Origin of the sequence: Rhodococcus sp. ACS1 (genome assembly GCF_002300155.1) — a bacterium.
GTDB classification, from domain to species: Bacteria; Actinomycetota; Actinomycetes; order Mycobacteriales; family Mycobacteriaceae; genus Rhodococcus_F; species Rhodococcus_F koreensis.
In genome coordinates, this window is the sequence record NZ_NSDZ01000001.1 from 1,427,574 (window position 1) to 1,441,346 (window position 13,773).

The window sequence follows — 13,773 nt, forward strand, 5'->3', positions numbered from 1 at the left end:
AAATGTCCTATCTCTCGGTGACGAGGGTGAACGGATGGTGATCGAACTCGGACCGCCGGTGGGCGGTCGCGGTCAGCGCCTCGGTGCGGCCCTCGCGGACCGCCTCGAGCAGTGTGCGGGGGGCCACGCAGTCGCCGGCCCGCACCGTGTCCGGGCGGGTCGAGCCGAGCGTGTCCTCGGGGAGACGATGCGAGCAGTCGATCAACACGGTGCACGGCACCACCGACTCTTCGGCGGTGTACCGGTTGCGCAACCGCATTCCGTCGCCGTCGATCGACACGATGCGGCTGTCGAGGTGACGCGTCACCCCGGCCCGTTGCAGGCGGGTGTTGGCGTCGGCGAGGTCGCCGGTCATGCCGAGTCGCGAGCCGGCCACGGAGTCCTGGGTCACGATGCTCACGTCGCGGCCCCGCGCCGCGAGCCATTCGGCGACCGCCACGCCGACCGGTCCGCCGACCGGGTCGAAGACGATGTGGGGCCCCTCCGCAGGCACGTCACCGTCCCGCAGATCCGCGGCGCCGAGACACCGGACACTTCCCCCGACGGGGAACGGAAGCGGCCGGGGCGTGCTGCCGGTCGCGAGGATCACCGTCACACCGTCTCGTTCCGCGGCGTCGAGTTCGGCTTCGGAGACCGTGGCGCCGAGACGGAATTCGACTCCGAGACAGCGGCATTCGTTCTCCAGCCAGTCGGTCAGCGCCCTGAGGTGCGGCGCCCCGGCCGCGGCCCGCACCATCCCGCCGAGCCGAGCCGATGCCTCCGCCACGGCGACCCGGTGACCCCGCAGCGCAAGCACCCGCGCCGCCTCGAGACCGGCCGGGCCACCACCGACCACCAGTGCCGTGCCTGCGACCACAGCGGCGTCCTCGGTGGGATCGACGGTCTCGTGCCCGGCAGTGGGATTGCCGACGCATGTGACGACCGGGTTGCGGGGGTCGAGCACCTGGCACGTCTGGTTGCACAGGACGCACGGCCGCGGCACCGCACCGCGCCGGATCTTGACGACGAGATCGGGATCGGCGATCTGGGCACGCGTCATCTCGACGACGTCGGCGACTCCGTCGTCGAGCGCCCACCGGGCATCGGCCGGATCGACGACGCTGCCCTGGAGAACGACCGGGACCGCGCCGGCGACCGCCGTGCGGATGCCGCGGCAGAGTTCGGTGTTGAACGCGGGTGGCCGGTGGAAGTCGGGGCGGTAGGCGTTCGGCGACAGCGGCCCGCCCCGGACCACCACGAGCAGATCGAGTGCGTCGGCCAGGGCCCGTCCGTGTCCGGCGGCGATCGACGGTGTGATCCCCGCCCAGGACGTCTCCTCGTCGCAGCTCAGGCGCAGGGACAATATCCGGCCGGGGCCCAGCTCTTTGCGGACGGCGGCGAGGACCTCGCGGACGAGCCGCAGCGGGTCGGTGCCGTACTCGTCTTCGCGTACGTTGGTGAGGTTCGAAAGGAACTGCCGCAGGAGCGCTCTCGGCCCGGCGTCGAGCTCGACGCCGTCCGCGTCCGCCGCGACTGCCGCGGCGGCCCCGGCCCGGAAGCCCTCGACGAGGCTGTCGATCTCCGCCTGCTCCATCTGCATCGGCATCTCGCGGGAGATCACGTCGGCGACCCCCGACGGTCCCCACAGCACCGACTGCGAGTAGGCGCTCGACCCCTGCAGTCCGGCGTGCCCCAACCCGGCCAGCACCAGTGTGCCGTGCGGGCGGCAGGCCGCGACAATGTCCCGCCACCCGGCGACGCAGTCGGACGCCAGCGGAGCCCGTTCGTACGGCCAGTCGGAGGCATGGACCGACGCCACCTCGGTGACGACGATCCCCGCACCGCCCCGCGCCCGGCGCTCGTAGTACGCGACATGACGCGGCGACAGCGTCCTTCCCGCACCGAGATTGGTGGGGTGCGGACCCAGAAGCACCCTGGACCGGGCGTGGCGTCCGGCCAGGGTGATCGGGTCTGTCAGTTGCGCAGACATCTACGCCGTTCGTGGTTCAGGATTCGGCGCCGAGTACGCGAGCGAATCCGGGCGGGATCACGATGTCGGACGGGGTGAGGTCGTGGATGTTCGAGTGGCCCAGCCCGAGCAGCGCCGAATCGATACCGCCGCGCAGGACGTCGAGGACGTTTTCGACGCCGGCCTGACCGTTCGCCGAGAGACCCCACAGGTACGCGCGGCCGATCATCACCGCCCGCGCGCCGAGCGCGACGGCCTTCACGACGTCGCTACCGCGGCGGATACCGCCGTCGAGGAGCACCTCGACCTGATCGCCCACGGCCTCCGCGATGGCGGGCAGCGCGCGGATCGGCGCCGGGGTGCCGTCGAGGTTGTTGCCACCGTGATTCGACACGGAGATCGCGGTGACGCCGGCATCGACGGCCCGCTTGGCGTCGTCGACCCGCATGACGCCCTTGAGCATGAACGGCCCGCCCCACTGCTCACGCAGCCATGCGATGTCGTCCCACGTCGGCAGCGGCGTCTGCATCCACTCGCCGTAGGCGCCGAAGAACGTCGGCGGTTCCTGACCGGGCTGCGCCAGGTTCGGGGTGGTCAGATCCGGGATCTTGCGGGTCTTCGCGAACTCGTACAACCACTTCGGCCGGGTGATTCCCTCCGGCGCGAACTGCAGCATCGCCTTCAGGTCCATCTTCTCGGGGATGGCCGGGCTACCCCAGTCACGACCGTACGAGAACGACCAGTCGGTGGTGATGATCAGTCCGGTCGCCCCGGCGGCGCGGGCGCGTTCCATCCGCTGGATCAGCACCTCCCGGCTGCCGACCCAGTACATCTGGAAGAACGTCTGAGGGTTGGCGGCCGTGACTTCCTCGACCGACTTGCTCGCGAACGAACTCAGACCGATCGCCGTGCCGCGTGCCGCCGCCGCACGCGCGACAGCGACCTCGCCGTCGGGATGCACCGCCTGCACACCGGTCGGGGAGATGATGACGGGCAGCGAAATCGACTGCCCCATCACGGTCGTGGACAGCTCACGCTTGTCGGACAGCCCCACGACGTGCGGAGCAAACCCCAGTTCACCGAACGCCGCGATGTTGTCGTCGACCGTCACGCCCCGCTCGGAACCGGCGATCAGCGCCGCGTACACCGACTTCGGCAGGCGCTTCTTCGCGCGACGCTGAGCCTCGGCCACCGTTTCGAAGAACGGATTCTTACCCATGGCAATACCTCTCGTACCTGGCAGACGACTTACGTCTGGTCCATGCCCGCAAGCGGGTTCTCGTCACAAATCTTGGCCGGCGGACGCACCATCAGCGTCAACGGAACCGGCGCCCGCGGAGTCCGGCGCTGGCCGGTGCGGGAGTGGTCGACACTGGATTTCGGGATCTCCCCCGCGGCAGCCAACGCCAGTTCGCCGTTGCCGATCACACATTCGGGGTCCGGGCCATCCATCGGCAGCCCGGTGAAGAATTTCGCGGCCATGCATCCGCCGCGGCAGGAGTCGTAGTGGTTGCACTTACTGCACGCGCCGCCGGTCTGCGGGGACCGCAGCTCCTGGAACAGCTCCGACGTCTGCCACACCTGCTGGAAACCGCCGTCCGCCACGATGTTTCCGGCGAGGAACTGGTCGTGGATCGCGAACGGGCACGCGTAGACGTCGCCGATCGGGTCGATCAGGCACACCACCCGGCCGGCACCACACAAGTTCAGGCCGGGCAACGCGTCGCCGTAGGCGGACAGGTGGAAGAAGGAGTCACCGGTGAGCACGCCCTCGCCGTTGGCGACCAGCCAGTTGTACAGCTCGCGCTGCTGCGCCTGCGTCGGATGCAGTTCGTCCCACACGTCCGCGCCGCGCCCCGACGGTCGCAGCCGGGTGATGCGCAGGGTGGCGCCGTACTTGTCGGCCAGCGCCTTGAAGTCGTCGAGCTGGGACACGTTGTGCCGGGTGACCACCACGGAGATCTTGGCGTCCTTGAACCCGGCCTCGGAGAGATTCTCGAGCGCCCGCACCGCCATCGCGAACGAACCCGGACCACGGACGGCGTCGTTGACCTCGGCCGTCGCACCGTCGAGGGAGATCTGCACGTCGACGTAGTCGCTGGCGGCGAGCCGGGCGGCGACCTTCTTGTCGATCTTCACCCCGTTCGTGGAGAACTTCACCCCGACCTGGTGGGCGGTCGCGTAGTCGACCAGCTCCCAGAAGTCCGAACGAACCGTCGGCTCACCGCCACCGATGTTCACGTAGAACACCTGCATGCGCTGCAGTTCGTCGATGATCGACTTGCACTGCTCGGTGCTCAGCTCCCGCGGGTCACGCCGGCCCGACGAGGACAGACAGTGCACGCACGACAGGTTGCACGCGTAGGTCAACTCCCAGGTCAGGCAGATCGGGGCGTCGAGACCGAGTTCGAACTGGTCGACGAGGCGGCCGACCGGAGCGACGGGGGCTGTCACCGCGGAAGGCCTTTCGAGCATGGAGGTCATGGGCTGTGTCCTCTGGTACGGGGTGAAGAGAGCTGGTCAGGCGGGGACGATCATGTGCGACTCGGCCAACGTGCCGAGCGCTCGCGCGTACTGCGCGGCCGCGTCGTCCCCGATACCCTGCGCCCGCAGTGCGGACCGGGCGTCGGCGTGTGAGGGAAGCGATTCGACCACCGCGACGATCGTGCGGTTCTTCAGGAACGACAGTTTGCGCGTCCCGAAGTGGTAGAGCAGCGCCCCGAAAGGTTCGGGACGCAGCGCCACCTGCGGATGAAGCTTCCAGCCCACATCGAGATCGATACCGGCGTTGCCGGTCACTGAAGCAGATGCTGGAGCGGACATGATCAGTACACGCCGCACATGCCGTCGATCGAGACCTCTTCCACCAGGGATTCCTCGACCAAGTCGTTTTCCAGCACGTTGTTGTCGCGATCCGACATGATTTCCTCCTACTGTTCGGTGATACGGCGCGAGCCGGAGGGATGTTCCCCGTCATAGGTGACCATTCCTGTGACTCGCCTCACCACTGTAATGGCATCGAGTGCAGAATGACAGCTCGGGAGGGTACGAAAGTTGAGAAGTCGTCGAAAACCATCCAGTCGGATAGGGCGACGCCCGTCCACGACGCAGGATCGGATCAGCACCGTCGGGATCGAGTTGTTCACGGAACAGGGCTTCGACGCCACCAGCGTCGACGAAGTCGCCGAAGCGTCCGGCATCGCCCGCCGCACCCTGTTCCGCTACTTCCCGTCCAAGAACGCGATCCCGTGGGGCGACTTCGACGCCCACCTCGCCGAAATGCGCGCCCAACTCGCCGCGCAACCCGGCGACATCCCGATCGTCGACGGACTCACCGCAGCACTCCTGCAGTTCAACGCGTTTCCCGAGAGCGAGGAAGTCAACCACCGCAAACGCATGGGGCTGATCCTGCGCGTGCCCGCGCTGCAGGCGTATTCGGTGGTGATGTACGAAGGGTGGCGCAACGTAATCGCAGAGTACGTCGCGAGCCGGCTCGGAGTCTCACCGACCGACCACGTTCCACGGACCGTCGGCTATCTTCTACTCGGCGTTGCGATGTCGGCGTACGAGCAGTGGCTCGACGACGATTCGCTCGAACTGAACGAACTACTCGCCAGCGGCATGCAATCGCTCTACGATGGGCTGAGTTCCCTCGGCGAGCCCGACACCCGGACCTGACCCACGCCCGCCATCACCTCTCGGCAAGGTTGCTTCGAATGACTTCCACTCTCGACACGCCCGCGTTCGACTCTCTCGCTCCGTGCGAACCCGGACTGTGGTCACACGGTCACGTCACGGTCGAGCGGGTCACGGACGGGCCGCTCACCCTCACCCGCGACGGCGACCGGTTGCGGGTCACGCACGCCCTCACACCCGAGGATCTGAGCGAGCGACTCGTCGCCTCGGTCACCGCGTCCATCGAGGACGCCGACTTCGGTCAGGGCGAGTTCGAATCGACCATGGTCGGACTGGTGCGCTCCACCGTCGACGGCGCACTCGACGCGTGGACCGTCTACTACCGCAACTCTCTCGGCGAGCTGCTCGACGGCACCGCCGACTTCGCACCGATCCACGAGAAGGCGGAACAACTGGTCCGCGGTTCCGTCCTCGACCTCGGGTCGTGCTTCGGCTTCCTCCCGTTGCGACTCGCCCGCGCCGGGCGGTCCGTCACGGCAACCGACATCCTCCCCGGCACCATGACCCTCCTCGACGCCGTGGCACCGGAACTCGGACTCGATCTGCGCACCCTCGTGTGCGACGCCGCGCACGTGCCGGTCCCCGACGACAGCGCAGACACCGTCACCGCCATCCACCTCCTCGAGCACGTCGGCGAAAACATCGGTGCCGCAGTGATATCCGAGGCCCTCCGCGTTGCCCGCGAACGGGTTGTCGTCGCCGTCCCCTACGAGGACGAGGCAACGGCCTGCCACGGACACATCCGCACCTTCGACACCACGTCGCTCACCGAACTCGGCGAATCGACGGGACGCCCATTCGAGGTGTTCGAGCACCACGGCGGCTGGCTCGTCATCGACTGCTGACCTCCTCATGACGCTCGGAGGTGCGCGGGCGCCGGCAGCCGTGGCGCTGCCGAGCGGTAGTGGTGCCCGGTCGGGGTGCCGAGGTCAATGAGGTGGGTGCGGCCGGGGTTGCGTACCGGGCGGGCGGTCCAGGCGTCGCCTTCCTTCGCGTAGTTGCAGGCCTCGCACAGTCCGGACCCGTTGTCCGCGCTGGTGGCACCCGACTTGCCGTGTGAGCGGATGTGATCGTGATGGCGGATCGGGGCATCACACCAGGGCGTGCGGCACGTTTGATCCCGCAGGTCGATCAGCTTTCTCAGACTCTTCGGGAACATGCGGGATTGGGATTCCATCGCCGTCAGCGCCCCCGACTGCGGGCACGCAACACTCGCCGCAACGACACCTCGGTGTCCGAATCCACCGCATCGGCCACCAGCTGCCGAGCGATCCCCGCCGGCACCGGCCCGAACCCATACAGCTGCGCAGCCTCGTGACCGCCGGCGAGGAGTGTTTCGTCCGAGAGCACAAGGTTCACAGCCACCGGAACACCCGACGCCACGTCGGCTCCGGTGCCACGCGTGAACAACAAGTCCACCATCACTTGATTGCGGGTGCGCCCACCACCCTTCCCGGTCGCGATCAGGCTGTCCGCATCCCGACCCAGCGTGGCCTGCAGGCACACGGCTTGTTCGACCGGCATCAGTACACTCAGATAGGCCATCGAATCCGGGGCCGGACGTGTCGTAACCCGTCGTTCGGACACGGCCTTGCGGTGCCGGGCCACGACCGAGGCGGCGTCGAGTTCCACCGCAAGGGCTTTGGCCCGCGCGATCAGACCGCGGTCGCCGACGCCGTCGAGAGTAGCTGGGTTCGAACATAACTGGCGATCCACGATCGCCCGATCGGCCGCCGACAAGCATGCCGTCTCCCGCACCAACAACGTCGCACGCCATTCATTCAGCCGGCCGGTCTGCAACATGGCAAGGGTGTGCGGCATTTCGTGCACCAGAGCCTGCGCGAAACCCAGATGCCTACCGCCACGGTTCGGGGACTCCCTGCGCGCCAACGCAATCTGCGACGCAATACCCCGACCCCACTCGGACTGCGGAAGTCGCCGAGCCCTACGGTCGGCACGGATACTCGTCGCGACATCGTCGGTGATCACCGCCTGCACCGCACACCCGACCGACTTCAACGTCTCGATCGCATCGAGCAGATCGATGCCCAATCCCGCGTCGCCACTCGCCGCCTCGGCACATTGCAACCGCGCCGTGAATGCGCGTAATTCCTCGAGAAGCATTGCCCCCACAACCGACCTCCCCCAAAGTCATTCGAAACTTTGTTCGATTTTAGCAACCAAACGCGACCCGAGCAATGGGTTCCGACGTTCCGGTCAAATAGGTGCGCGTTCGACTTATCTCCCTTCGACCGGAACCACGTGTTGATCACGCGGCAGCGCCGGGCCCGGGAAGGTCGTCGACATCGCCGGCCGCAACCGAATGAGAATTCCGACCGGTTCGGCGACGACGGGACCCCGCACCCTGCAGCACCGCTGTTCGTCCTCAGCCACCGGCCGGGCCGCAATGGCCGGCGGCCAGAGGCTGACCGCGACTGGGCTGGCGCACGCCGTCGCGGACGCCAGTTGCCATCGGCCGGCGGTTGGACTGGCCGGGCGCGCAATTGGTTCACATCCGCCACCGACAGCCTCCTCATTCCGCGCCTGCTCCAATCGTCGCCCTCCCAGGAGAACTCGAGAACAGCGCGGGGCCGGCCGGTGATCCGTTCGGACAGCCGCCCGGCGGTGAGCGCCTCCGTATTCTCCGCCAGCTCGCGAAGAACGTACTCCGCGTCCTCGTCGCACGCGTCGCAGCCACACGCCGGGAGCGCGAAGTCGTGCCACGCTCCCGCACGCAGGTACAGACCGGGAAATAAGGTGAAGGTGATCGCCAGTGGAGCCTGATCCCGCTGAGCCGGAGTGATCGTCACCAATTGCCAGAGTCGCCACCGTCCGCGACCCCGACGGCGGCGCGGGCGCGCGCATCAACGTCTTCGAACGCTGGGAGCCGCAAGCGGCGGTCAACACTTTCCGAGGCAGCGGCCTCAGCGACGAACAAGGCGCGGACATCCTCTCGGCGTCGGTAGCCGAGTACGACGTCGCCGACGTGCGACCCCTGTTCGGGGAAGGCACAGCCTGAACGCGCGGTACGGAACAGCCCCGATGGTCGAAAATGGAATCATGGCAGGGGAAGCGAGCGAGATCGTTCTGAGCAAGCAGGATCTTCCTGAGGTGACCATGTTTGCTGCGGGGTGCGCGGAGGTGGTGCTCGAGATATTCGAGGCCGATCAGCCGCACGACTCGCGGCCCCGAGACGCGATCACTGCTGCGTGGGAGTTCGCGCTGGGTGATGAGCGTGGGAATTCTCTGCGCGACACCGCGTGGACGGCGCTCGCGGCTGCCAAGGGCACGAACACTGGGGCGGCTCGGGAGGCAGCGTGGGCAGCGGCAGGCGCCGCCTATCTAGCACCGGGGGCGGTGGACGGGTCGGTGAGTTGATCCGCATGCTGGACACCGACCTTCGTCGCCGACCGTCGACCCAGCCTCCCGGTTCCGCTAAGAATTCGTGAGGTCTCGCCGGCGGAACAGCACCACTCCGGCCGCACCCACCACGGCGGCGATCACCGCGAGCCAGACGAGCGGAGCGGCCGTCACTTCCGCGGCGGGAAGGGCGGGGACGTGTGTGAACGGCGACAGGTCGCGGACCGTCTGCGGAAGCCCGAGCAGCGATCCGAGGAATCCGAAGATCAGGCAGATCGCGAGCACGCCCCAGGACAGCCCGGCCGACCAGGCGGGCACGCCGCCGAACGCCAGCACCGCCAATGCCGCGACCACCCCGATCGCCGGCACGAAGACGAGGGCGGCCCCCGTGAGGCTCACGACCTTTCCCGGCACGTCTTCGGTCACGAGACCGTACGCGAGGCCGGTCGCCGCCCCGGTCAGTGCCTGCAGGACGACGATGCCCACCGTGACCAGGCCGACGTGCGCCAGCATCCACCGCGGACGCGAGACCGCCGTCGCCAGAACGGGTTCGAGTCGCCCCGCCGCCTCCTCACCGCGCATTCGGAGCAGCGCCTGCACCGCGTAGCCGGCCACCGCGATCGCCATCATGCCGAAGATGGCGGCGAAGTAGGCGTCGACCATGTCGGTGGTGCCGCCACCGAGTTGTTCCATCATGTCGGCGACCTGCTGACCCTCCCCGAGGAAGTCGTCGATCTGGTCTGCGATCGCGCCGTACACCACGGCGAGGACGGCGATCCCGAATGCCCACCAGAACAGGATCGTCCGTTGTATCCGCCACGCCGATCCGACGGCCGTCGGCAGTGAACGGGACGCGCGGGCAGGGCCGGGGCGGGTCGGCACGAGGCCGGAGCCGACGTCCCTGCGTTCGGTGAGTGCGAAGCCGACGGAACCGACGACCAGCGCGAAAACGGCGGGGAACGCCAGCACCCACCACGCGTTGTCGTCGTAGGGGCGGACCTGTTCGGCCCAGCCGATCGGCGACAGCCACGTCAGCCAGCCACTGACGACCCGGGTGCCGTCTTCCGTCACCGTGCCCGTCATGTCGCCGACGGCGCGCAACAGGAATGCGATGCCCAGGGCGGCCCCGGCCAGTCCGTTGGCGGTGCGGGCACTGTCCGTCACCTGGGCGGTCACCGCGGCGATCGCCGCGAACGCGATGCCGACACCGGCGACGGCCGCGCCGAGAGCCACCGACCCGTCCAGTGGCAGACCCGCCGCGACCAGCACGACGACGTTGAGCAGTCCGAGAGTCAGGTTGGCACCGACCGCGACCACCAGGGCCGCGGTGAGCAGTGCTTTCCGGCCCACGACGGCCGCCTCGACGAGTTCGGCGCGGCCGGTCTCCTCGTTCTGACGGGTGTGCCGCACGACCAGCAGGGTGGTCATCAGGCCGGCGGCCAGCGACATCGGCATGACGATCTGGCAGGCGAGCACGGCGCCGGCGCTGTACCCCGACACGAGACCGTTGGTGGCGAGCGCGACCGGCGACGCCGCGGTAGCCATCGCGAAACTGCGCAGGTCGGGTTCCGTGGGATACAGGCCGAGCACACTGGACGCCGAGAATGCTTGCAGTGCGGCGAGAGCGAGCAACCATACCGGCAGTTGGATGCGGTCGCGGCGCAGGGCGAGCCGCACGAGCCGTGGGGTTCCCGCGTACTGGCCGCGCCCGGTGGTCTCCGGCGTCGTCACCGTGCTCATCGCGTCCGTGTCCCGGATTCGGCGCGCCGGTGGTTCTCACCCTCCCGGGCCAGTTCGTCGCCGTAGTGCCGCAGGAACAACTCCTCCAGTGTCGGTGGCGTCGACGTCAGCGACGCAACCCCGAACGACAGCAGGTGGCGCAGCACGCCCTCGATCGCACTGGTGTCCACCTCGCATCGGGTGTGCAGGCCGTCGACCCGCACGTCGTGCACGCCCTCGACGGCGTCCAGTCCGGTCACCGGCTGCTGTGTCTCGACGGTGATCGACGTGCGCGTGAGGTGCCGCAGTTCCGCGAGCGTGCCGGTCTCCACGGTGCGGCCCTCGCGGATGATGCTCACCCGGTCGCACAGCGCCTCGACCTCCGCGAGGATGTGACTCGACAACAGGACGGTCTTCCCCGCGTCCGACATCTCCTCGACGCAATCCTGGAACACCGACTCCATCAACGGATCCAGCCCCGACGTCGGTTCGTCGAGCACGTACAGTTCGACGTCCGACGCGAACGCGGCCACCAGTGCGACCTTCTGCCGGTTACCCTTCGAGTACGTGCGCGCCTTCTTCGTCGGATCGAGTTCGAACCGCTCGAGCAGTTCCGCGCGCCGGGGCTCGTCGAGCCCACCGCGCAATCCGGCCAGGAGGTCGATGGCCTCGCCGCCGGTGAGGTTGGGCCACAGGTTCACGTCACCGGGTACGTAGGCGAGCCGTCTGTGCAGGGACACCGAGTCGTGCCACGGGTCGCCGCCCAGGAGGGTGGCGGTCCCCGAGTCCGCACGCAGCAGGCCGAGCAGTACCCGGATGGTCGTCGACTTGCCGGACCCGTTGGGCCCGAGGAATCCGTGCACCTCCCCCGTTCCCACCTCGAGGTCGAGGCCGTCGAGTGCGCGGGTCGGACCGAACGTCTTGACGAGATTCTCCACCGAGATCGCAGCCATGGTGGGGACGCTACGCCGGTTCGCGGGTGGTCACGACGGGTTTCCGCGGTCGCGGCCGCGGCGGTGCCGGATCAGATCAGGCCGAGCTTGCCCGCCTCGTAGACGGCCTCGGCGCGCCGGCCGACGTCGAGTTTGCGCATGATGTTGCTGACGTGGAATTTCACCGTCGTGGCCGAGATGAACAGCCGCTCCCCGATTTTCGCGTTCGACAACCCCTTGGCGAGGAGTTGCAGGACCTCGAGTTCGCGCTCGGTGAGCCCTTCACGTGGGGTCGTCTGACCGTTGAGCGAGCGGATCACCGCGGAGGCGCTGCGGGAGTCGAAGGCGCTCTCGCCGCGGGACACGGCACGGATGGCGCGCACCAGTTCGGTGGTGTCGACGTCCTTGACGACGTATCCGCGGGCGCCGGCGTGGATGGCGCGAACGACGAGTTGTTCGTCGAGAAACGTCGTGAGCACGAGCAACCCCATCGTGCCGTCCGCGGCGGACAGTTGGGCGCACAGTGCCAGCCCCTCGTAGTCGGAGGCCGCCGACAGTTTCAGGTCCATCAGCACGACGTCGGGGGCGACGTCACCGACGACGGCCAGCGCCTCCTGACTGGACGATGCCTCGCCGACGACCTCGAGATCCGGTTCCCGTTCGAGGACGGAGCGCAAACCCTGCCGGAGTATCGCGTGGTCGTCGACGAGCACGAGCTTCACCACCGACGTGGGGCGGGCGGACCCGGTCTGGTCACGCACCGAGGTTCGTATGGTCATCGGTCCACCTCACTGTCGGAATGTAACGGAATGCGGGCAGCCACCCGGACTCCGCCGATCCTGGCCCGCGCCACCTCGAGAGTGCCGCCCAGCTCCGCTGCCCGGGCCTGCATGTTCGCCAACCCGCGGTGGTGCCCGTCGAGGTCGTTGTTCGCCGCCATCCGCAGCATCAGGCGCATCCGCTTCGGGTCTCCGTTCCCGTCGTCGGCCACGGAGAGCAGCACCGAGTCGGCCGAATACGTGAGCCGCAGGACGGCGCGCGTCGCGTTGGCGTGGACCGCCGCGTTGAACAGCGCCTCGCCGGCGATCCGCAGCAGCGCGTGTTCCCGTTCGCTGGACAGCTCCGCGGGTGTGCCGCCGACGCGGACGGTGACCGCGAGTTCGTCGGGCATGTGCACCACCCCGAGCTGCTCGAGCATCTCGGGCAGGGACGTCCGGTCGGAACCGCCGGAGTGGTTGAGCGCGTAGATGGCCGAACGCAACTGCTCCACCGCGCGGCGCGTCAATTCCTTTGCGAGATCGAGCCTCTCGCTGCGCTCCTCGTCCGGGACACCGCTCCGGCACACCTCGATCTGCATGCCCGCCGACAGCACCGCCTGGGTGACGCTGTCGTGGAGTTCGCGGGCGATCCGGTGCCGTTCCTCGTCGAGCACCTGGTGCCGGTGGGCCGCTCCGAGTTGACGCTGGGTGGATTCGAGTTCGGCGTTGCGCACCGCGAGATCGGACGCGTTTCGACGCGCCTCCGAGTACGCGTGCTCGGCCCGTTCGAGCAGCAGCTGGCCGCGTTGGTACAGCGCCGAATTCTGCAGTGCCACGGCGGTCTGACTCGCCAGGATGCTGAGGACCGCACCATCGGTGGTGTCGAGCGTGCGGTGCTCGGCCGTCCAGGCCGCGAAGGCTCCCACGACGCCACCTTCGAGGACGATCGGCACGAACGCGTGGTGCGTGTCGATGACGGGAGCGCCCCCGGTGCGCGCGGACCGGATGTCGGCCAGACACGTCACCACCTCGTCCGGCAGCGGTGGGCCCTCGACGTTGTCGACGAGGAACGGCGTCGCGTCCGGCCCCAGTACCAGCCGGCGCGGGCCTGCGTCGGGCAGCATGCCGTCGGCGAGGGCAAACGCGACCCATTGCGCGTCCAGGTGCGCCCGGGCCGCCTCGGCGACCGCGCAGATGAGCGTCTCGGGGCCCTCCACCGTGCGGACGAGGGCACGCGAGATGAGTTCCAGTGCGTGGACGACACGTTCGAGACGTTCCGCGGCGCCGCGATATTGGGGGTAGAACGTCGGCTTGCCGGACCGCAGTCCGGTAAGCGTCGACAGGTCCGGGGCGTTCATGC

General features: G+C 68.4%; 13 protein-coding genes and 2 pseudogenes. 4 read left to right on the forward strand and 11 right to left on the reverse strand.

Features of this window, described 5'->3' with window-relative positions:
- Window positions 1-7: 7 nt before the first annotated feature.
- Genes CJ179_RS06750 through mftA form a run of 5 tightly spaced genes read right to left on the reverse strand, consistent with a single transcriptional unit; the run spans window position 8 to window position 4,869 of the window.
- Window positions 8-1,969, reverse strand: a complete 1,962-nt coding sequence (locus tag CJ179_RS06750) for a mycofactocin system FadH/OYE family oxidoreductase 1 (RefSeq protein WP_072945589.1) — start codon at window positions 1,967-1,969, stop codon at window positions 8-10.
- Between the two features lie 16 nt (window positions 1,970-1,985).
- Window positions 1,986-3,167 (reverse strand): pre-mycofactocin synthase MftD, encoded by a 1,182-nt coding sequence (gene mftD / locus CJ179_RS06755; RefSeq protein WP_072945587.1) that lies wholly within the window; start codon window positions 3,165-3,167, stop codon window positions 1,986-1,988.
- A gap of 29 nt (window positions 3,168-3,196) precedes the next feature.
- Window positions 3,197-4,432 carry a mycofactocin radical SAM maturase gene (gene mftC, locus CJ179_RS06760; RefSeq protein WP_072945585.1) on the reverse strand — a complete coding sequence of 412 codons (1,236 nt, stop codon included), beginning with the start codon at window positions 4,430-4,432 and terminating at the stop codon, window positions 3,197-3,199.
- A 36-nt stretch (window positions 4,433-4,468) separates the two neighbouring features.
- Entirely contained in the window at window positions 4,469-4,771 is a 303-nt protein-coding gene (gene mftB / locus CJ179_RS06765) for a mycofactocin biosynthesis chaperone MftB (RefSeq protein WP_167372162.1), read from the reverse strand.
- A gap of 2 nt (window positions 4,772-4,773) precedes the next feature.
- Window positions 4,774-4,869, reverse strand: a complete 96-nt coding sequence (gene mftA, locus CJ179_RS06770) for a mycofactocin precursor MftA (protein WP_005573048.1) — start codon at window positions 4,867-4,869, stop codon at window positions 4,774-4,776.
- 133 nt (window positions 4,870-5,002) lie between these two features.
- On the opposite strand from mftA, the gene mftR reads away from it, so the two are divergent.
- On the forward strand, window positions 5,003-5,626 hold the full coding sequence (gene mftR / locus CJ179_RS06775) for a mycofactocin system transcriptional regulator (RefSeq protein WP_072945581.1): 624 nt from the start codon (window positions 5,003-5,005) through the stop codon (window positions 5,624-5,626).
- A 38-nt stretch (window positions 5,627-5,664) separates the two neighbouring features.
- Window positions 5,665-6,489 (forward strand): mycofactocin oligosaccharide methyltransferase MftM, encoded by an 825-nt coding sequence (gene mftM / locus CJ179_RS06780; RefSeq protein WP_095860955.1) that lies wholly within the window; start codon window positions 5,665-5,667, stop codon window positions 6,487-6,489.
- 5 nt (window positions 6,490-6,494) lie between these two features.
- On the opposite strand, the pseudogene CJ179_RS06785 reads toward mftM, so the two are convergent.
- Window positions 6,495-7,768: pseudogene (locus CJ179_RS06785) on the reverse strand (HNH endonuclease).
- On the reverse strand, window positions 7,660-8,454 hold the full coding sequence (locus tag CJ179_RS53965; protein WP_373560126.1) for a DUF6226 family protein: 795 nt from the start codon (window positions 8,452-8,454) through the stop codon (window positions 7,660-7,662). The pseudogene CJ179_RS06785 and the gene CJ179_RS53965 overlap by 109 nt, the downstream one beginning before the upstream one ends.
- A gap of 50 nt (window positions 8,455-8,504) precedes the next feature.
- On the opposite strand from CJ179_RS53965, the pseudogene CJ179_RS52630 reads away from it, so the two are divergent.
- Window positions 8,505-8,663: pseudogene (locus tag CJ179_RS52630) on the forward strand (antibiotic biosynthesis monooxygenase); the annotation flags it as partial.
- Between the two features lie 41 nt (window positions 8,664-8,704).
- Complete coding sequence (locus CJ179_RS06795; protein WP_257015352.1) at window positions 8,705-9,022, forward strand: putative immunity protein; 318 nt, start codon at window positions 8,705-8,707, stop codon at window positions 9,020-9,022.
- Between the two features lie 57 nt (window positions 9,023-9,079).
- Here the strand turns inward: CJ179_RS06795 and CJ179_RS06800 are convergent, their stop codons facing one another.
- The 4 genes from CJ179_RS06800 to CJ179_RS06815 form a co-directional block, all read right to left on the reverse strand.
- Entirely contained in the window at window positions 9,080-10,744 is a 1,665-nt protein-coding gene (locus CJ179_RS06800; protein ID WP_095860956.1) for an ABC transporter permease, read from the reverse strand.
- Window positions 10,741-11,676 carry an ABC transporter ATP-binding protein gene (locus CJ179_RS06805; protein WP_072948396.1) on the reverse strand — a complete coding sequence of 312 codons (936 nt, stop codon included), beginning with the start codon at window positions 11,674-11,676 and terminating at the stop codon, window positions 10,741-10,743. Before CJ179_RS06805 ends, CJ179_RS06800 begins: the two co-directional genes overlap by 4 nt.
- A 71-nt stretch (window positions 11,677-11,747) precedes the next feature.
- On the reverse strand, window positions 11,748-12,434 hold the full coding sequence (locus CJ179_RS06810; protein WP_072948394.1) for a response regulator transcription factor: 687 nt from the start codon (window positions 12,432-12,434) through the stop codon (window positions 11,748-11,750).
- The gene (locus CJ179_RS06815) at window positions 12,431-13,771 is read right to left on the reverse strand and encodes a GAF domain-containing sensor histidine kinase (RefSeq protein ID WP_072948392.1); all 1,341 of its coding nucleotides are present in this window, start codon (window positions 13,769-13,771) and stop codon (window positions 12,431-12,433) included. Before CJ179_RS06815 ends, CJ179_RS06810 begins: the two co-directional genes overlap by 4 nt.
- Window positions 13,772-13,773 lie beyond the last annotated feature (2 nt).

Excerpts from the sequence above, each read along its gene's own strand:
- mftM (WP_095860955.1), top strand. The coding sequence starts at position 5,665 with ATGACTTCCACTCTCGACACGCCCGCGTTCGACTCTCTCGCTCCGTGC.
- mftA (WP_005573048.1), bottom strand. The coding sequence starts at position 4,869 with ATGTCGGATCGCGACAACAACGTGCTGGAAAACGACTTGGTCGAGGAA.
- mftC (WP_072945585.1), bottom strand. The coding sequence starts at position 4,432 with ATGACCTCCATGCTCGAAAGGCCTTCCGCGGTGACAGCCCCCGTCGCT.
- CJ179_RS06750 (WP_072945589.1), bottom strand. The coding sequence starts at position 1,969 with ATGTCTGCGCAACTGACAGACCCGATCACCCTGGCCGGACGCCACGCC.
- mftD (WP_072945587.1), bottom strand. The coding sequence starts at position 3,167 with ATGGGTAAGAATCCGTTCTTCGAAACGGTGGCCGAGGCTCAGCGTCGC.
- CJ179_RS06815 (WP_072948392.1), bottom strand. The coding sequence starts at position 13,771 with ATGAACGCCCCGGACCTGTCGACGCTTACCGGACTGCGGTCCGGCAAG.
- mftB (WP_167372162.1), bottom strand. The coding sequence starts at position 4,771 with ATGTCCGCTCCAGCATCTGCTTCAGTGACCGGCAACGCCGGTATCGAT.
- CJ179_RS06805 (WP_072948396.1), bottom strand. The coding sequence starts at position 11,676 with ATGGCTGCGATCTCGGTGGAGAATCTCGTCAAGACGTTCGGTCCGACC.
- CJ179_RS06795 (WP_257015352.1), top strand. The coding sequence starts at position 8,705 with ATGGCAGGGGAAGCGAGCGAGATCGTTCTGAGCAAGCAGGATCTTCCT.
- CJ179_RS06800 (WP_095860956.1), bottom strand. The coding sequence starts at position 10,744 with ATGAGCACGGTGACGACGCCGGAGACCACCGGGCGCGGCCAGTACGCG.
- CJ179_RS06810 (WP_072948394.1), bottom strand. The coding sequence starts at position 12,434 with ATGACCATACGAACCTCGGTGCGTGACCAGACCGGGTCCGCCCGCCCC.